Here is an 18311-nt window from a genome sequence, read left to right on the forward strand (position 1 = left end):
CATTTTACATAAAGGAGCCTGGTTCTATGACATTGTCCCCTGTGTATTCTCCTATTGGTGATCAAGGTGTACGTATTCTTCTCGATACTTCCATATCAGAGAAAACGCACGTATTGATCCAGTCTTTTATTAAGCAGCTGAAAGAGAATCCGCCTGTCGGGGTTATCGAAGCCGTGCCTTCCTATGGCGCGGTTACTGTCTATTACGATTCCACTCTGACTACATACGATCAGCTTCTGCCTGATCTGGATGGCTATGTAAAAAAAGCGGAAACGGGTACCTTTAAACAGGCCCATCTTTATTATATACCGGTCTGTTATGAAGAACCCTACGCTCCGGATATGGAAAAAGTGATTCAGCATACCGGTCTGAACCGTAAGCGGCTTATTGCCATGCATACCAAACCGGATTACCGCATTTTCATGATGGGGTTCACGCCGGGTTTTCCGTATCTTGGAGGAATGGATGAACGTCTGGCCGTGCCAAGACTCGAGACGCCGCGTTCGCTTGTGAAAGCAGGTTCTGTCGGTATTGCCAATAAGCAGACGGGCATTTATTCTATTACGAGTCCGGGCGGATGGAATATCATAGGCCGGTCGCCGATTTCTTTATTTGATAAAGAAGCCGACTCTCCTATTCTGCTGCAGGCCGGAGATTTTCTGAATTTTTATGAAATATCGGCCGCCGAATATAGAACGATCAAAGAGCAGGTCAAACAAAAAAACTATACGATCCGTGTCAAAACAAAGCGTGTCTAACGTAAAGAGAGGGGGAGAGAAAAAACCATGCCGGACATATTATGCAGAGTAGAAAAACCAGGCCTTCTCACAACCATCCAGGATCTTGGGCGCTATGGCCACCAGGACCGCGGTGTAGCTCCAGCCGGAGCGATGGATGTATATTCCTTAATGATCGGCAACCTTCTTGTTGGAAATGAAGAGGATACTCCAGGTTTGGAAATTACGATTATGGGACCCAAGCTCGTGTTTGAAGCAAAGGCTGTGATTGCCTTAACAGGAGCTGATCTGCACGCGGCTTGTAATGGAAGTCCGGTTCCGCAATGGAAAAGTTTCACCGTATATAAAGGTGATGTCCTGTCATTTAAAGGACATAATAATGGATCACGTGCCTACTTAACGGTGGAGGGCGGACTTGACGGGGAACGATTCCTTGGCAGTTATTCTACGTATTTAAAAGCAAAAATCGGCGGTATCGAAGGCCGCTCTCTTTTTAAAAATGATGTACTGTATTATCATACGGATCGTGCTAAAGGCCGGAATGGAAAAGGTATTTCCCGTAAACGGCAGCCCGTATATCTCGATGAACAGGTACTCCGTGTGATTGAAGGACCCGATACCGATGCCTTTACTCCCGAATCTATTGAATTATTTTACCGGCAGGGCTATACCGTCACAAAAGACGCGGACCGGATGGGCTGCCGCTTAGAGGGTGAAAAGCTCTCCCATATCGAGTCAGCTGATATTTTATCCGAAGCTTCTTCCTTTGGAACGATACAGGTTCCCGCCGGGGGACAGCCGATTATATTGATGGCGGACCGGCAGACTACCGGAGGCTATACAAGAATTGCCACGGTCATATCGGCAGATCTACCGAAAGCAGCCCAGCTTTATCCGGGCCAGAGGGTCCGTTTTAAAAAAGTATCCCTCGAAAACGCGAATCAAGTAAAGCAAAAGAAAACCTCTTTTATTAAAAGCATTAAATTGGCATCGAACAATCAATGACAAGCGAAAGGCTGATAAATTATTATGGCAAACTACTTTAATACAAAAGCGGTTCACTTCCAAAAAAATGATGGCGAAAAAAACGTAAGTAAAGCAAAACCGATCTATCAGACGTCTGCGTTCACATTTCAGGATCTCGACGATATGGAGGAGTATTTTTCCGGGGAAAAAGAACACCTTTATACGCGCTACAGCAACCCCAACTCCGATGATCTCGGCCATGGTACCGCTGAGCTCGAAGAAGCACCGGCCGGCCTGGCCACGTCTTCCGGGATGTCTGCTATTCTGGCGGGAGTCCTCGCTTCGGTAAAACCAGGAGAGCATATGATCGTGCCGCTTGATCTGTATGGAGGGACGTATCAGCTCTTTCAGACCGAGCTTCAGGAATGGGGAATTGAAGTCAGCATCATCGATTTCCGCGATCTGCAGAATGTGAAGCAGGCGATTCAGCCTAATACGGTGCTGCTTTATGCCGAGTCGGTAACCAATCCGCTTCTGCGCATGGAAGATATTGCAGGTCTGGTAGCAATGGCTGCTGAGAGAGACGGAATGCGCGTCATGATTGATAATACGTTTCCGACGCCTTATCTGCTGAAGCCCTATACGCTTGGTGCGGATCTTGTTGTACACAGCGCGACCAAGTATATCGGCGGCCACAGTGACGTGAGCGCCGGAGTATTAACAGGCAGCGAAGAACTGATCGGAAAAGCAAAAAAGCGGATGATCTCTATGGGATCGAACTTAAGCCCGTTTGAAAGCTGGCTTGCATGCCGAGGCCTGAAAACGCTCGGCCTGCGGATGCAGAGCCAGTCCGATAACGCTGCACGCCTGGCCGAATGGTTCCAGGAGAGCGGAAGCGCCGAGCAGGTATTTTATCCAGAAGGTTTGTCTGAGCATGGCAATGGCGCGATGGTGAGCGTCAATCTTTCCGACGCATATGACATCAAGACCTTTTTTGCTTCGCTGCAATGGATTAAAATCATGCCATCGCTTGCCGGTGTGGAAACCACGGTTTCCTATCCGGTCAACACGTCGCACCGCACCGTTCCGGAAGATATCCGTTCGGCTCTGGGTATCAGCGTACAGACGGTACGGATTTCTGTCGGCATTGAAGACAGCCGTGATATTATTTCGGTCTTTTCACAGGCACTTGAAGCTGCAAAAAAATAATAAAAAAGAAGCTGTCCGTCTGCGACAGCTTCTTTTTTATGGTATGCGAAGGTCATCCGGATTTGATACCGGCTCCGCAGAGCGGAAATACCACTTTTTCTTCCGGTGATTTCTTATATTGAAGGTATCCGGCGTAATTCACAGCGGAGGTGATTTCGACATAAAAGCCTTTCTTACTGAGAGCTTCTCTTGCACGTGGGATGTCCTCTTCTTCCACAGCTATAAAAGTTCCATTCGTGTCTGCGACGGCCTCTAAAATTTGTTCGGCGCGTGCCGGCGCGGCGACCGCAATTCCTTCAGCGGCCGTTCCTTGATTGGTTACAGGAGCTGCGGTTTTTTCCCGGCACCGGCCGGCGGAAACAAGCGGCGCGCAGTTGGCGGCCTGAACGGCTGCAATCTTTGGTATTTTTTCAATAAACCCGTTGTCCCGCAGTTCTTTAAATCCGTAATAGGCACCGAGCAGAAGCGTGCCGTTTCCAACTGGAACGATCAATGTATCGGGAGCCCCGCCGAGTTCTTCATAAATTTCATAGGCGTACGTTTTCGTTCCCTCGAAGAAATAAGGGTTGTATACATGACTGGCGTAAAAAACATTCTCTGTCTCTACTGCCTTCTGGGCAGCCGAAGCAATCTCCTCTCTTGTTCCGTGAATCTGCTTAACGGCGGCCCCGTGCGCTTGTATCTGAGCAGTTTTCTTTGGTGACGTCTGGTCGCTCACATACACATCGCAGTCGATAGAGCAGCGCGCAGCGTAAGCGGCGACTGCTGTTCCGGCATTGCCGCTGCTGTCCGCAATGACTTTCGTTACGCCTAATTCTTTTGCCTTTGTCATCAGAACGGCTGCACCGCGGTCTTTAAAAGACAAAGTAGGCATCATGTAGTCTACTTTCACATACGTATCAGGGTCAGAGGTGTCGAGCGCAATTAAAGGAGTGCGGCCTTCTCCCATCGTTACGCTTTCCCATGTTCGGGAGTCCTCGGCAAACGGCATGGTCTGCTTATAGCGCCATAAGGAGTGCGGGCACTTGTCCCAGGCCTTTGTATCAATAGTTGGGGAGCTTTTATGCAGATCCAGCATGCCGCCGCATGTACATTTCCATAGCAGAGACGTTACCGCATGTGTTTTTTTGCAGCTGTAGCAGATATATTCCTCCATGTTCCGGTTCCTCCTTAGTTGGACTGGCTTTTAATTTCGTCTAAATAACTGTAAATCGTTACTTTGGATACGTTTAATAAAGCTGCAGCTTTATCAATAGAACCCTTCATGGAAAAAATGCCTTTGTCCTCCATGAACTGAATCAAATCAATTTTTTCCTGACGCTTCATCCCGGGATACACTTTATTTTTTACAATCTGCTGGATAAGTCCGTCCACAATTTCTTCTACGTTGTCCATTTCGGCAGGGGAGGGTTCTTTATCTGGTGGTATTTCTACAGCCGCAGGAAGAAAAGTGCTGGTCCACTGCTGCAGCTGCTCGAGCGCCTGCACATCAAAGTTGATACAAAAGGCTCCGATTACTTTCTGGTCCGGGTTACGTATCAGAGTGGTAGACGAGCGGATGGCACGTTGATCCTCCGTGTAAAACGTATATCCCGCCAGGTAATCCTCGTGAAAGTCGTTGGAGCGCAGCACGGTTTTTACAAGATGGTCAAATGACTGGCCTGTTTCACGGCCGGTTACATGATTATTTACCGTGAAAATAACAGAAGCCTGCGGGTTGGTTAAATCGTGAAGCACCACCTCGCAGTCCGTCCCAAACATCGCGGCGGTCGATTTGGCTAAAGGAATATACCCTTTCAGGTGCTGCTCGTTTTCATTCGTCATTCTGCTGTCTCCTTCGGCTGAATTATATAAATTTTTATATATTATTTTTAAAAGGGTAAGTCGTTAAACTGCTGATATAAGTGTTTTTTTTTGAATAATCGTTTGACTTTTGAATAATTTTTATATAATATGATTTATATTGAAATTATATAGAATTTTTTATATGAATTCAAGCAGCGAAAGCAAAGCTTTTCGTTGATCTATGTAAGGAGGAGAAAAAAGCATGTATATCCGTGATATTGACACGCCGGCGCTGTTGATTGATAAAAACATTATGATGAGGAATCTCCAGTCCATGCAGGCTTACGCTGATAAAAATAATGTAACCCTGCGCCCGCACACAAAAACGCATAAGATGCCCGCGGTAGCCTGTCTTCAGGAAGAGGCAGGGGCAGTAGGTATAGCAGCAGCTAAGGTAGGAGAGGCTGAAGTAATGGCCGAGCGGGGATTAAAGAATATATTTATAGCCAATGAAATTGTAGGTGTAACGAAATTAAATCGTATTAGAACATTAGCAGAAACGATACACATTTCATTTGGCATCGATAATACGTACCAGGTGACTGAAATTGAAAAAGTATTTGAAGGGGCTGCCAAAAAAGCTCAGGTGCTGATCGAAATTGAAGTAGGGGAGAAGCGTTCGGGGATAACGACGAAACCCCAGTTTATCGAACTGCTTCGTGCACTCAAGAAATGCAGCAACGTCGAATTTAAAGGATTATTTTCCCACGACGGGCATTCGTATAAAGCGGAGACTAAAGAAGAGTGCAGAAAGATCTACATGGACAGCGTGAAAAGCACGCTGGACTATGCAGCATGGGCGGAGGAAATGAATATGAAAGCTGAGACGGTCAGCATAGGATCGACGCCTCCGTTTATGTTTGATTTCGAGGTTCCTGCAGGCGTGACGGAAATCAGGCCGGGAACCTATATTTTTATGGACGTTTCGCAAGGCAACGTTATTGGCAGCTACGACCGCTGCGCTGCTTCTGTTCTCACGACCGTGATCAGCAAACCGACAGAGGAGCGGGTGATTACCGACGTAGGGGCAAAAGGACTGACGGCTCAGAGCAGAAATGCGGGGTTAACAAAAACAGAGGGGTACGGAACCCTGAAAGCATTTGACGGTATTCACGTGGACGGCGTGTTTGATGAGCATGCTATTATTAATAACGCTTCGTTTCGTGCCAACATAAATATAGGGGAGAAAATAGAAATTATTCCTAATCATATTTGTCCGGTATGTAATTTATACGAAAAAGCTTACGTGATTTCCAACAACAAAGTAGAGGAAGAACTGCTCGTAGAAGGCAGAGGGAAACTGCAGTAAGAACCTAAAAAGAGCTGCCCAATTGGGACAGCTCTTTTAGGTGCAGCCTTATGATGATTTGTTAATATAGTTAAGCATGTTCTGAAAGATACTGATATTGTCTGTTAACAAAAGCACGGGCAGGAATACAAATGTCAGAAGCAGCATCACATTAGCCAGCAGAAAGGCAGATAGCGTACGGCCGGCACTCATCAGAATCCCTCCTTTATCACATCCTAAGCAAAAAAAAGCAGCGGGCTTTTTTATTATTAATAATAGTATTTATAATATTGTAACATTTCTGACAATAAATAAATAGAAAAAAGTTTAAAAATAGGGTTGCGAAGTGAATAATCACGTGGTATATTATTATACGTGGCGTTGAGAGACACACCACATCAAAACAAATAAGTACGGTGGCGACAGCGAAAAGGCCCCACCCGTTCCCATGCCGAACACGGAAGTTAAGCTTTTCAGCGCCAATGATAATTGGGGGGCGACCCCCTGTGAAAGTAGGACGTTGCCGTGCTGTTTGATTTTTAACCCATATCGCGGGATAGAGCAGTCTGGTAGCTCGTCGGGCTCATAACCCGGAGGTCGGAGGTTCAAATCCTCCTCCCGCAACCAATTATTTTTAAACTCAAGCCGATAGGGCTTTTTTTTATGCAAAAAATGAAGAATATCCTCGTTTTCTTGCGCTTTTTATAGAATAAGGTAAACTGAAAGCATAACGAATAGACCGAGAAAATAGATGGGTGATAGCATGCCAAAAGACGAATTTGAATGGATTCAACAGCATACGCCTGCCCATTCCCACCAAAAACGACTTGAAGAAGGAATAGGAGACGACGCTGCGGTCTACAAGGCGTCTTCTTTTTTTGATGAAGTAGTCTGTGTGGATACGATGATTGAAGGCATTCATTTTACAAAGAGACAATGGCGCCTTATGATATCGGCTATAAAGCACTTGCGGCCAATATCAGCGATCTGGCGGCGATGGGAGCGGAGCCTTCCTTTTATATTGTATCCATTGCGATTCCTCCGCACTGGGAGGATGATGAGCTCTCCGGCCTTTATGAGGGTATGGCGGAGCTGGGCGACCGGTTTGAAATGGATCTGATCGGAGGCGACACGGTTTCTTTCGCCCACGAACTGATGTATCCATAACCGTAATCGGCCGCGTGGAAACAGGACGCAGGCTGCTTCGCCGAAACGCCGAGCCGGGCGATGTTATTTTCCTCACAGGATCTGTCGGCCGTTCCGCTTCCGGCTTGAAGCTTCTGCTGGACAAAGGCAGGCATGCATCTTTTTCCTCCATAGAACAGACACTGCTCTCCTACCACCAGCGTCCCGAACCGCAGGTGAAAACCGGACGGCTTGCGGCTTCGTTAAGTGCACGAATTGCGCTGAATGATATCAGCGACGGCCTGGCCAGTGAAAGCTTTGAAATAGCTGAAGCAAGCGGCGTTCAAATGCACCTCGAGCAGGAGCTGGTACCCGTTCCGGGCGAATTTGCCGGATTTGATCCGGCGGAGTACTGGGAGTGGATGCTCTACGGCGGAGAAGACTTCGAGCTGCTCGGTACGATCGAAGCCGGGAGCTGGGAAGAGTTCCAAAGGCTCTCGGAAGCCGCGGGAATCAATGTAACGAATATCGGCCGCGTCGAGGCGGGAACGGCCGGCGTGTGGCTTCATCATCACGGAGATGCAGAAGCACTCGAGAAAAAAGGCTATAATCACTTCAGCGGAAAAGAAGGGCAGGGATAACGATGGCAGCCTTTCACATAACAACAGTATCTTCCGAAGATACGATGAAACAGGCGCAGGAGATCGGCCGTCTGGCCCGGGCAGGAGACGTGATCACGCTTTCCGGTGATTTAGGCACCGGAAAAACCCACTTTGCCAAAGGACTGGCACATGGTCTCGGCGTGACGGGAAACGTAAACAGCCCGACCTATACGATTATGAAAGAATACAAAGGCCGCTTTCCTTTTTATCATATGGACGTGTACCGGCTGGAAGAAGAAAGCGAAGAGCTGGGACTGGAAGAGTATATTGAAGGAGACGGCGTCACGCTGATTGAATGGCCGGAACGGATTGAAAGCTGGCTGGATGCGCCGGACCGTCTGCAGATTAAAATTGAGTACGCCGGGGATGACAAACGTATTATACATTTTTCAGCGGACAGCGGAAGCTGGCTGAATTGGATAGAGGAGCGTAAGGCAGAATGAATATATTGTCTTTTACGACAACCACATCAACGATGAGTGCGGCCGTTTCGGTTAACGGAAGAACAGTTGGAGAATACACTACCTTTTTAAAGCAGACCCATTCCCAGCGGCTGATGCCCGCTATCGATTCCCTTTTAAAGGAAACCGGAGTCAAGGCCGGGGATCTGGATGCAATTGCCGCGGCAAAAGGGCCCGGTTCCTATACCGGAGTACGCATTGCGGTCACTACAGCAAAAACGCTGGCCTGGTCGCTGCAGATTCCGGTCTACGGAATTTCCAGCCTGCATCTGCTCGCAGAACAGGCGAAGCTTTTCAGCGGCTGGATTGTACCGTTCATTGATGCAAGACGGGATCATGTCTACACCGGCATTTATTATGCTGAAAACGGCGTATGCCAGCGCATGGAAGCAGACGGGGTCCTGGATGTGCCGGCCTGGATAGAGAAACTGCAGACACTTGAGGGCCCTGTTCTTTTAATAGGAGAAGAAGCAGACAAACATAAAGAACGGATTACGGGGGCTTGTCCGGAGGTCCAATTTGCTTCAGCGGAGCAGTCGGTACCGCGGGCATCCTCCCTGGCCGCAATTGCGGAGCAGCATGAAGATCTGGCGGTGCATGCCCATGAGCTTGTCCCGGAATATGCGCAGCTGGCGGAAGCGGAGAAAAAATGGCTGGAGGCAGGGGCGGCAGCCGGCCATGATAAACAAACAGACAACGGTCCGCCTCATGACGGCAGAAGACGTGGACGGCGTGTACAAAGTCGAAGTGGATGCTTTTTCTGTGCCTTGGACGAAAGAAGCGTTTGAAAATGAAGTTGCTGCTCAATCAGTTTGCCTATTACCTGGTGGCTGAATACGAAGGAAAGATTGTTGGATACTGCGGTGTCTGGATTATTATGGACGAAGCCCATATTACCAACATAGCGGTTCATCAGTCCAAAAGAGGCCTTGGCATAGGTGACGCGCTTCTCCGGCACGTACTGGAGCTTTCTTTGACCTACGGCGCCCTTACGATGACGCTTGAGGTCCGGACAAGCAACCACCTTGCCCAGAACCTGTACAGAAAATATGGATTTGAAGCGGGCGGCATCCGCAAAAACTACTACACCGACAACCAGGAGGATGCGCTGGTGATGTGGGTGAACCTGAAGGAGCGGTACTGGCAATGATAAAAGAAGATGTGATCATCCTGGCTATTGAAACGAGCTGCGATGAAACAGCAGCCTCGGTCGTAAAAAACGGCAGCGAAATTATTTCCAGCGTCGTCGCCTCGCAGATGGACAGCCATAAGCGGTTTGGCGGCGTCGTTCCCGAAATTGCTTCCCGCCACCATACGGAAATTATTACGCAGGTAATGGAGCAGGCGATGCTGGAGGCAGAGCTTCCTTTTTCTAAATTGACGGCGATTGCCGTAACGGAAGGCCCGGGACTTGTCGGAGCCCTTCTCGTTGGCATCAGTGCGGCCAAAGCCGCAGCATTCGCCCACGGCCTGCCGTTAATCCCGGTTCACCATATTGCCGGTCATATTCAGGCGGCGGAGCTGGTCAAGCCAATACTCTATCCGGCGATGGCACTCGTTGTCTCTGGAGGCCATACGGAGCTTGTCTATATGAAAGAGCCCGGCCACATGGAAGTGATCGGGGAAACACGGGATGATGCCGCAGGCGAAGCCTACGACAAAGTGGCGCGCACATTAGGCCTTCCCTATCCGGGCGGCCCGCATCTGGAGCGCCTTGCTGCCACAGGAGAACCGACGGTGAAGCTGCCGATTGCATGGCTGGAGCCGGACTCGTATGATTTCAGCTTCAGCGGGCTGAAGTCCTCGGTTATTAACACCAAGCATAATGCAGAGCAGCGCGGCGAGCCGTTTAAAGCCGAAGATGTTGCGGCAAGCTTTCAGCACAGCGTGGTGGAAGTGCTCGTGGAAAAAACAAAACGGGCGGCGCTTGCCTATGACGTGAAGCAGGTGATTGCAGCCGGCGGAGTAGCTGCAAATAGAGGCCTGCGTGCGGCATTGAAAGATGCTTTTACAGGTACAGGTATCGACTGGACGATTCCGCCGATTGAGCTCTGTACTGATAATGCTGCGATGATCGGAGCAGCTGCCTATATTGAATGGAACAAACAGAACCTTGCCGACTGGGATCTGAACGGAAAACCCGGCCTCGCTTTAACATAAGCGGGCCGGGCTTTTTTTGTTAGGAAGACATTTTTGATTTTCTGCGGTTTCGCATAGCCTGCCAGAGAGGCACGACAAAAGCGAGAAGCGCAACGCCTAGAAGGCTGACCGCGATCGGGCGTGTGAAAAAGATGGATAAATCGTTGTTTGCGATGGTCATAGACTGACGGAAGGAATTTTCCATCATGCCGCCGAGAATAAAGGCGAGAATCAGCGGAGCGGCCGGGAAAGAGAACAGTCTCATGAAATACCCGAGCACACCGAACGCAAGCAGCATGTAAAGATCAAATGTGTTAAAGCTGATCGAGTACACGCCGATCATGCTGAACATAATCACAAGCGAAATTAAAAGCGGTCTTGGAATGGCAAGCACCTTCGCAATATAGGGAATAAGCGGAAGGTTCAGGACGAGCAGAAAGATGTTTCCGACATACATACTAATGATAACGCCCCAGAACAATTCCGGCCGGTCGGTGATCAAAAGCGGGCCGGGCTGCACGTCGAGAACAAGCAGCGCACCAAGAAGCACAGCGGTCGTTCCGGAACCGGGAATACCGAGGCTGAGCAGCGGCACGAATGCACCGCTTGTGGCCGCGTTGTTTGCTGTTTCCGGAGCGGCGATACCTTTAACCGCACCTTTGCCCCATTCCTCCGGATTTTTAGCGATTTTCTTTTCCGTAATATAACCGATAAAAGAAGCGATTGTGGCGCCGGCGCCGGGAAGCACGCCGAGAATAAAGCCAAGAAAAGACTGCCGCGTCATCGGGCCGGCCATTTCTTTGTAATCGCTTTTGGACAATTTGAGGCTGCCGATATTTTCATTGCCTTTTATTTTATCCTTGCGGTTAATAATCAGGTTGCAGATTTCTGCCAGGGCGAACAGGCCGAGCGCAACAACGAGAAAGTCGATGCCTTCGAGCAGGTTCGGGTTGTTGAACGTAAAGCGGGCGGTTCCTGTCTGGCTGTCAATGCCGATCGTCACGGCCATAATGCCGACAACAGCAGCGATCAGTGCTTTTACTGTAGAGCCGTCCGAAAGGCTGGAAATAGCGGTAAGGCCGAGAATCATTAAGGCAAAGTACTCGGGCGGGCCAAATACGATCGCCACGCTGGAAAGAAGCGGAGCGAATAGCATTAATAAAACAACACTGACGGTTCCGCCGGTAAAAGAAGCAATGGCGGCAATGGCCAGGGCTTTACCGGCCTGGCCTTTCTGGGCCATGGGGTAGCCGTCAAAGGAAGTAGCTACCGTACCGGCAATGCCGGGTGCATTCAGCAGAATAGAAGAAGTCGATCCGCCGAAGACGGCTCCGTAATAAACGCCTGCCATCAGCACGAGCGCAATGGTTGGATCCATGCTGTACGTCAATGGAATCATGATGGCGATGGCACTGATAGGGCCGAGACCCGGCATCATGCCGATAAAGGTTCCGGCCATAACGCCGAGAAGAACAAACAAAATACCCTCTATACTAAGAGCGAGCTGGAGCCCGCTTAATATACCGTCGAAATTACCCATGCTGCATGCTCCTTTCTAAATAGGCAGAATCCCGGAAGGAAGGGAAATACCCAATAGTTGTGTAAAGATAAGATAAAGCGAAACGGGAAACAAAACGGCCACAATCGCGTTGGTGACGTGCTTTTTGTATCCGAGAAACAGACTGCATATAAATATAAACAACATAGAAACGAGAATAAATCCGAGTATTTCCAGAAAAAAGATATAAACGAGAATGAGTAAAAACGTGCCGATCAGCATAAATGCATCACTTTTTGGAATGTTGCGCTTTTCTGCTCCGGTGTTTCATGTCCGGCATGAAAAACAAAATCAGGCTGAGGACAATCAGCAGAACACCAAGTGTTTTAGGAAGCGTATCGGAATCAATAATCGAATTCATGAAGCTCGGAAGCTGAAATGCTAAGTATAAATAAAAAACGGCAATGGCAATGAGAACCAGGCTGACTTTCCGGTGCGGTGCTTTTAACATGAAGTGCTCTCCTTTCGTATAGAAAAGAAAAGGTGCCGGCTCTCTCAGCAGGACACCTTTTCTGCCTGTGCTTTATTTATTCCTGATTGTAAAGGCCTACATCATCAAGCAGTTCCTGCATGGATGCACTCTCTTCTTCGAGAAATTCACTGTATTCTTCATTGTTCATGTACGCTTCTTCCCAGCCGTATTTCTCGCGGGTATCTGCCCAGAACTCGGAGTCATTAAGTTCCTGGAATTTTTCTTCGTAATACGCTACCTGGGCTTCTGTCATATCAGGCGGTCCGAAGAATCCTCTCCAGTTGACGAACGTTTCATCGATTCCCTGCTCGACAGCGGTTGGAAAGTCTTCAATAACGTCTCCGCTCATCCGCTCTTCAGCTGTAATACCAAGCACGCGGATTTCGCCGGCGCGTACCTGTTCGATCGTTTCTGTCACGCCGGTGGAATATACGTCAGCGTTTCCGTTTAACAGGTTGGTCATGGTGCTGCCGTCCTGAGCCGATACGTACTTGACGGATTTAGGATCAACGCCTGCAGCGGCGGCAATTTTGACAAACTGCATATGGTCCATGCTGCCCGGGGAGGACTCGCCGATTACGGTAATGCCTTCCGGATCGTCTTTCATGTCTTCAAATAGTTCATTCAGGTCTTCCCACTCGGCATCATCGCGCACAGCGAACGCGCCGTAGTCGGAAATCATGTTCGCTAGCGGCGTGAAGTCTTCGTAGCCGACATCGGACTGGCCGTTAAGTGGAATTAGAAGCAGGGGAGGAGACGCAACGAACAGATGATGCGGATTCCCGCTTTTTCCTTGTATGTAGGACCAGCCGACCGAACCGCCGCCGCCTTCTTTGTTTACGACACCCATGCCCTCGTCCAGAATTCCTTCTGTTTCAAAGCCTTCTGCGGCCATCCGTGCGGTAGTGTCCCAGCCGCCTCCTGCACCTGACGGAGCGACCATTTCAATAGACTGTTCCGGCTCCCAGTCGCCGCCTTCACCGGATGATTCTTCGCTGCCGGATCCACAGGCGGATAACGTAACCGCGGAGATAAGTCCAAAAGCTGCTAATTTCATATGTTTCAAAATAATGACCCCCTTTGATTGAATAATCCAAGCATAAAGAAAACGATTACAAATGTAACCGTTTACAAAATAAGTTCTATTAAAAACAAAAGCAGGGGTTTTGTTCATTTTGTGCACAAAAAAAGAGCTACCGGCTGAAATACCGGCGCTCCGGGCGGCCGACAATGCCGTAAATCGGCTTTGCCTCGCCTTTATCAACAGAGATTAAAAATTCGAGATACCGTCTGGCGGTCGTACGGGAAGCACCGAGGTGCCGCCCCATTTCTTCAGCGGTGGTTCCTTCCGGCATATCCTGAAGTCGCTCCTGCACGGTGCGGAGCGTCAGCGCGTCAATACCTTTTGGCAGCGGCTCTTCTCCATATATGTAAGCCGGAGAAGGGGAATCTGCCTGCACCGGTACCGTGCCGCTGTACCATTCATCAATGTCTTCCTGCGACATGTCGGGAACCGTGGACACGTTTTGATGAAACGCTTCGTATTTCTGCAGCGTTTCTTTGAGGCGGTCGAGGGAACCGGGTTTAATAATATAGTCAAACACGCCGTAGCGGAACGCTTTTTTAATATGTTCAGCGTTGGTGGACGCGGAAACGATAATCACGTCTACGTCCGGATACTCCCCGCGGATCGTGTGAAGCAGATCCACTCCCATGCTGTCCGGCATATATACGTCAAGCAGCAGAAGCTTAATAGGATGCGCGCGGAGCAGTTCAAGCAGCTCAGCGGCGCTGGCAGCCTTAGCCGTGCATTTAAAGCCTTCGAGCCCGTCAATGATTTCCTGATGGATCTGGGCGATGCGGAAATCATCTTCGGCAATCGCGGTTCTGATCATGAGATATCCTCCTTTTTCTCGAGATGCGGATGTTTCGGAATATAAACGGAAAAAATGGTACCTTCTTCATCAAACGTGTACTCGAGCATACCGTGAAGTTCGTGGACCGTGTGCTGAATCACCGACAGTCCGTACCCGCGTTTGCCGGTCCCGGATTTTGTTGAGACGCCTTTTTGCAGAAGCGTTTCAAACGAATCAGCAAGTCCGGGCCCGTTATCGCTGATTTCAAATACAATATCATCGGCAATATCGGTAACGAAAAAGCGGACTTCCGGCTTGGCGCTGTGCTGTCCGGCGGCTTCGAGGGCATTGTCGATCAGATTGCCGAGCACGGACACCATCTGCACTTTGCCGATAGAAGAGGGGAGCACGTCGAGCTGGCTGTCGGCCTCGACCCGGAAGGTGACCTTCATCTCGGAGGCGCGGCTGCTTTTTCCGGATAAAATAGCCTGGATGGTTGGATCGAGAATCTGCCCGAATACGACAGAGGCCTGCTGCTTCTGCAGGTTGGTTTCCTCATCAATCATCTGCAGCGCTTCCCGGTTTCTGCCAAGATGCAGATAGCCGGAGAGGGCGTAGAGCTTGTTCATGAATTCGTGGTTCTGGGAGCGCAGGTCGTCCGAATAGCGCTGGATATCCGAGAGCGTATTGGCCATCTGCATCATTTCCGTTTTGTCGCGGAAGCTTGAGACAACGCCTGCGATCTCGCCTTTTTTGAAAATAGGCTCCCGGTTTACGATCAGGGTGGTATCTTCAAGCTGAAGCTCCTGATTATATTCCGGTTCCCGGCTTTCGAGCACCCGGTCCATACTCGAAGAGGGGAGAACCTCTTTTATATGCCGGCCTTCCACACTGCCCTGTACACCGAGCATAGCGGCCGCCGACTGGTTTATCAGCGTGATGCGCCCTTCGGTGTCAATGGCAATAACGCCTTCGCGGATAGCTTTTAGAATGCCGTTACGCTCCGAGTACATGTTGGCAATTTGATAGGGCTCGAGTCCGTACATGTCCTTTTTAATACTTCTGGAAAGCAGTATGCTGCCGATGACTCCACAGGCTACAGCGAGCAGGGCAATACCGGCTAGAACGGCCACGCGCCGGAAGACTGCCGCCTGAAGGTCTTCAATCAGGAAACCGACCGATACAATGCCGACAATATCGCCGTTTTGATCCCGTACCGGCGTTTTTCCGCGGAGGGAGGGACCGCGGGTTCCGGTCGCTTTTGATATGTACGCTTCTCCCTCGAGGAGCGCCCGGTCATTATCGCCGCCGACCATGCTTTCCCCGATCTGCCAGGGATCCGGATGGGCGTAGCGGATTCCATCGGTATTGCCGATCACTACGAATTCCGCACCGGACTGCCTGCGGATGCGTTCAGCATAGGGCTGAAGCACCTCGGAAGGCTCTTCTGCAGAAAAAGCATCCCGCACAACGGGGGATGCCGCTACATATGTGGCTGTACTGAGTGCTTTATCGCCGAGCGTGCTTTCAATATCATTCATCTCCATAAAGGCATAACTGCCGGACAAAAGAATTGTCACAAACGCAATAATGCCGGAGACGAGGAAAATGATTTTCGTCCGAATCGTTATTTTCACAGCAATTTCCCCTTATGAATCGCTTACATTTTCTTAAGAATACGGGGAAATGGGGATAACGTCAAGCGGCCCGGGAAAAAGAAGGAGCTCCTGTTGATAAGTCTTCTTTAAATATTCAGAAAAACAGAAGGAAGTACTGGTATATAACGATTTAACCTGTTGATTGCAAATCTGTTGATAACTCGGTAAAAATGTGGATAACCACATCAGTACCGGATAGAAAGCAGAGGGGGCTGTGCACAACTCTGTGGATAGTGTGTATAAGTGTGGATTTCGAAAAAAGAACCGCTTGACAGGAAAATAAATCCTGCAGGCGGTATGCTTATTATCTCTTATTTTACTGTACGTTATTCTTCCTCCTGCAGCATTTCCCATTCCTCCATCTGCTGGTCGAGGGCTGTTTTCAGCTCCTGCGAAGAAGCCTGAATCGAGGCTGCCTTTTCGTGGTCGCTGTAGACATCGGGATCAAGGAGCTGCTGCTCGTGTTCTTCAATTCTGGATTCGAGCTCTTCAATAGAAGCTTCGATCGTTTCAATCTGCCGCAGACGCCTGCGTTCGTTTTTCTTGGCATCTTTGTCCTTCTGAAAGCTTGTTTTAACAGCCGGCGCACCGGCTGAAGCAGGGGTCGTTTCGGCCGCTTCCTCCAGGCGGATGGCTTCGCGTTCCTTTTCGTCCTCTACGCGGGCAATAAAGTAATCGTAATCGCCGATATAGTCGCGGAGGCCGCCCGGGGACAGCTCCACAATCCGTGTCGCCATCCGGTTAAGAAAGTAACGGTCGTGGGAAACAAAGACGAGCGTGCCCGGATAGTCGATCAGCGCACTCTCGAGGACTTCCTTGCTGTCGAGGTCAAGGTGGTTGGTCGGCTCATCAAATAACAGAACGTTAGGTTTCTGCATCATCAGCTTGGCAAGAGCAAGACGTGCTTTTTCGCCGCCGCTCAGGTCGTACACCTTTTTCAGCACATCTTCCTGGGTAAAAAGGAAGTTTCCGAGAACCGTACGGATATCTTTTTCCATCGTCTGTGGATAATCGTCCCAAAGCTCATGCAGGACATCCTTGTTTGTGTTCAGGTCGGCCTGTTCCTGGTCATAGTAGCCGATCTTCACTTTGCTTCCGAGCCGGATCGTGCCGTCCTGCAGGGGGAGATCTCCTTTCAGGGCTTTAAGAAGGGTGGATTTGCCGACACCGTTCTGGCCGATCAGCGCTACGCTTTCACCTTTTTTTACGTTCAGGCTCAGATTGTTAATAATGGGTTCCGCTCCCGGATAGCCGATCTGTACGTTCTCAATCATGAGCACATCATTGCCGCTTTCTTTATCAATGGAAAACGAAAACGAGGCTGATTTCCGGTCGCCGTCGGGCTTTCCGGCGCGGTCCATTTTTTCCAGCTTTTTGCGGCGGCTCTGCGCCCGTTTAGTCGTGGAGGCGCGGGCAATATTGCGCTGCACGAAGTCCTCGAGCTCGGCAATTTCCTTCTGCTGCTTTTCAAAGGTTTTGAGCTCCTGTTCGTAGCGGAAAGCTTTTTCTTCTATATAGTAGCTGTAGTTGCCCTGGTACAGTGAAGCCCGGTTCCAGGCGATTTCATACACCTTCTGGACAATCTTATCGAGAAAATAGCGGTCGTGGGAAACGATCAGCACCGCACCGTCGTAGCCGGATAGATACTGCTCCAGCCAGCGGAGGGTGTCGATATCGAGGTGGTTGGTCGGCTCATCGAGAATCAGCAGCTCCGGCTTGGAAAGCAGCAGCTTGGCCAGGGCGAGGCGGGTTTTCTGCCCGCCGCTCAGCACATTTACTGAAGTCTCATAGTCAAATGCTCCGAACCGGAGTCCGGAAAGAATGCCGCGGATGTCAGCTTCAAACTGGTAGCCGCCGCGTTCTTTAAAGGTATGCTGCATCGAATCATATTCGCTCAGCACCTTTTCATAGGCCGCCGGCTGTTCCAGAAGGGTAGGATCCGACATTTTTTCTTCCAGTCCGCGGAGATCCTTTTCCATTTTGCGGAGTTCGGTGAAGACCGTCAGCATTTCCTCCCAGATGGAGCGGTCGGTGTCGAGGCCGCTGTGCTGATCGAGGTAGCCGATCGCGACGTCTTTTGGAATCACTACCTGGCCGGAGTCGCTCGCAAGCTCTCCGGTAATAATTTTCAAAAGCGTGGATTTGCCGGCGCCGTTGCGCCCGACAAGCGCGACACGCTCTTTGGCTTTTACGTCCATTTTTATATTATGCAGAATTGTGTCTGCGCCAAATGACTTTGTTATATCTATACACTGCAGTGCAATCATCAAGAACCATCCTTTTATACAAGTCTCACCTTTTAGTTTAGCTTATTTGGCGGGAAAAGGCGATTGTT

Annotated in this window: 19 protein-coding genes, 1 tRNA gene, 1 rRNA gene and 1 pseudogene; 12 read left to right on the forward strand and 10 right to left on the reverse strand. The window is 49.7% G+C overall.

Annotation, left to right across the window (positions count from 1 at the left end; all coding sequences use genetic code 11):
* Positions 1-26 precede the first annotated feature (26 nt).
* The 3 genes from pxpB to MMY81_RS12655 are packed head-to-tail and all read left to right on the forward strand — an operon-like array spanning position 27 to position 2912.
* On the forward strand, positions 27-758 hold the full coding sequence (gene pxpB / locus MMY81_RS12645) for a 5-oxoprolinase subunit PxpB (RefSeq protein WP_120193966.1): 732 nt from the start codon (positions 27-29) through the stop codon (positions 756-758).
* Between the two features lie 27 nt (positions 759-785).
* Positions 786-1742 (forward strand): 5-oxoprolinase subunit C family protein, encoded by a 957-nt coding sequence (locus MMY81_RS12650; protein ID WP_252313183.1) that lies wholly within the window; start codon positions 786-788, stop codon positions 1740-1742.
* Between the two features lie 24 nt (positions 1743-1766).
* Positions 1767-2912, forward strand: a complete 1146-nt coding sequence (locus MMY81_RS12655) for a trans-sulfuration enzyme family protein (protein WP_252313184.1) — start codon at positions 1767-1769, stop codon at positions 2910-2912.
* 52 nt (positions 2913-2964) lie between these two features.
* On the opposite strand, the gene MMY81_RS12660 is transcribed toward MMY81_RS12655, so the two are convergent.
* Together MMY81_RS12660 and MMY81_RS12665 are read right to left on the reverse strand one after the other, a co-directional pair.
* Positions 2965-4068, reverse strand: a complete 1104-nt coding sequence (locus tag MMY81_RS12660; protein ID WP_252313185.1) for a threonine synthase — start codon at positions 4066-4068, stop codon at positions 2965-2967.
* A gap of 14 nt (positions 4069-4082) precedes the next feature.
* Positions 4083-4736: a helix-turn-helix transcriptional regulator gene (locus tag MMY81_RS12665; RefSeq protein ID WP_120193962.1), complete on the reverse strand. Its 654-nt coding sequence runs from the start codon at positions 4734-4736 to the stop codon at positions 4083-4085.
* A 223-nt stretch (positions 4737-4959) separates the two neighbouring features.
* Between MMY81_RS12665 and MMY81_RS12670 the strand changes: the two genes are divergently transcribed.
* Positions 4960-6066: a D-TA family PLP-dependent enzyme gene (locus MMY81_RS12670; protein WP_252313186.1), complete on the forward strand. Its 1107-nt coding sequence runs from the start codon at positions 4960-4962 to the stop codon at positions 6064-6066.
* A 48-nt stretch (positions 6067-6114) separates the two neighbouring features.
* On the opposite strand, the gene MMY81_RS12675 is transcribed toward MMY81_RS12670, so the two are convergent.
* Positions 6115-6258 (reverse strand): hypothetical protein, encoded by a 144-nt coding sequence (locus MMY81_RS12675; RefSeq protein ID WP_170146938.1) that lies wholly within the window; start codon positions 6256-6258, stop codon positions 6115-6117.
* Positions 6259-6457: 199 nt separating this feature from the next.
* Here MMY81_RS12675 and rrf point away from each other — a divergent pair.
* The 8 genes and pseudogenes from rrf to tsaD all read left to right on the forward strand — a co-directional run bounded on the left by rrf (position 6458) and on the right by tsaD (position 10453).
* Positions 6458-6574: ribosomal RNA gene (gene rrf, locus MMY81_RS12680) — 5S ribosomal RNA — on the forward strand.
* A gap of 21 nt (positions 6575-6595) precedes the next feature.
* A tRNA-Met gene (locus MMY81_RS12685) sits at positions 6596-6672 on the forward strand.
* A 309-nt stretch (positions 6673-6981) separates the two neighbouring features.
* Positions 6982-7212, forward strand: a complete 231-nt coding sequence (locus MMY81_RS12690; protein ID WP_252313187.1) for an AIR synthase related protein — start codon at positions 6982-6984, stop codon at positions 7210-7212.
* 14 nt (positions 7213-7226) lie between these two features.
* Complete coding sequence (locus MMY81_RS12695) at positions 7227-7811, forward strand: thiamine-phosphate kinase (RefSeq protein ID WP_252313188.1); 585 nt, start codon at positions 7227-7229, stop codon at positions 7809-7811.
* 2 nt (positions 7812-7813) lie between these two features.
* On the forward strand, positions 7814-8275 hold the full coding sequence (gene tsaE / locus MMY81_RS12700; protein WP_252313189.1) for a tRNA (adenosine(37)-N6)-threonylcarbamoyltransferase complex ATPase subunit type 1 TsaE: 462 nt from the start codon (positions 7814-7816) through the stop codon (positions 8273-8275).
* A complete protein-coding gene (tsaB, locus tag MMY81_RS12705) occupies positions 8272-9081 on the forward strand; it encodes a tRNA (adenosine(37)-N6)-threonylcarbamoyltransferase complex dimerization subunit type 1 TsaB (protein WP_252313190.1) in 810 nt (269 codons plus the stop codon). The genes tsaE and tsaB overlap by 4 nt, the downstream gene beginning before the upstream one ends.
* Positions 8972-9443: pseudogene (gene rimI, locus MMY81_RS12710) on the forward strand (ribosomal protein S18-alanine N-acetyltransferase). The gene tsaB and the pseudogene rimI overlap by 110 nt, the downstream one beginning before the upstream one ends.
* Positions 9440-10453, forward strand: a complete 1014-nt coding sequence (tsaD, locus tag MMY81_RS12715) for a tRNA (adenosine(37)-N6)-threonylcarbamoyltransferase complex transferase subunit TsaD (protein ID WP_253075941.1) — start codon at positions 9440-9442, stop codon at positions 10451-10453. Before rimI ends, tsaD begins: the two are co-directional and overlap by 4 nt.
* 19 nt (positions 10454-10472) lie before the next feature.
* Here tsaD and MMY81_RS12720 read toward each other — a convergent pair whose 3' ends face one another.
* From MMY81_RS12720 to MMY81_RS12750, 7 genes are all read right to left on the reverse strand, one after another.
* Positions 10473-11972, reverse strand: a complete 1500-nt coding sequence (locus MMY81_RS12720; RefSeq protein ID WP_252313191.1) for a tripartite tricarboxylate transporter permease — start codon at positions 11970-11972, stop codon at positions 10473-10475.
* A gap of 15 nt (positions 11973-11987) precedes the next feature.
* The gene (locus tag MMY81_RS12725) at positions 11988-12212 is read right to left on the reverse strand and encodes a tripartite tricarboxylate transporter TctB family protein (RefSeq protein ID WP_252313192.1); all 225 of its coding nucleotides are present in this window, start codon (positions 12210-12212) and stop codon (positions 11988-11990) included.
* A 7-nt stretch (positions 12213-12219) separates the two neighbouring features.
* Entirely contained in the window at positions 12220-12441 is a 222-nt protein-coding gene (locus MMY81_RS12730) for a hypothetical protein (protein ID WP_252313193.1), read from the reverse strand.
* A 76-nt stretch (positions 12442-12517) separates the two neighbouring features.
* A complete protein-coding gene (locus MMY81_RS12735) occupies positions 12518-13519 on the reverse strand; it encodes a tripartite tricarboxylate transporter substrate binding protein (protein WP_252313278.1) in 1002 nt (333 codons plus the stop codon).
* A 136-nt stretch (positions 13520-13655) separates the two neighbouring features.
* The gene (locus tag MMY81_RS12740) at positions 13656-14357 is read right to left on the reverse strand and encodes a response regulator (RefSeq protein WP_252313194.1); all 702 of its coding nucleotides are present in this window, start codon (positions 14355-14357) and stop codon (positions 13656-13658) included.
* A complete protein-coding gene (locus MMY81_RS12745) occupies positions 14354-15955 on the reverse strand; it encodes an ATP-binding protein (protein WP_252313195.1) in 1602 nt (533 codons plus the stop codon). Before MMY81_RS12745 ends, MMY81_RS12740 begins: the two co-directional genes overlap by 4 nt.
* 347 nt (positions 15956-16302) lie before the next feature.
* On the reverse strand, positions 16303-18243 hold the full coding sequence (locus MMY81_RS12750) for an ABC-F family ATP-binding cassette domain-containing protein (RefSeq protein ID WP_252313196.1): 1941 nt from the start codon (positions 18241-18243) through the stop codon (positions 16303-16305).
* Positions 18244-18311: the final 68 nt, after the last annotated feature.

The organism is Sinobaca sp. H24 (assembly GCF_023845525.1).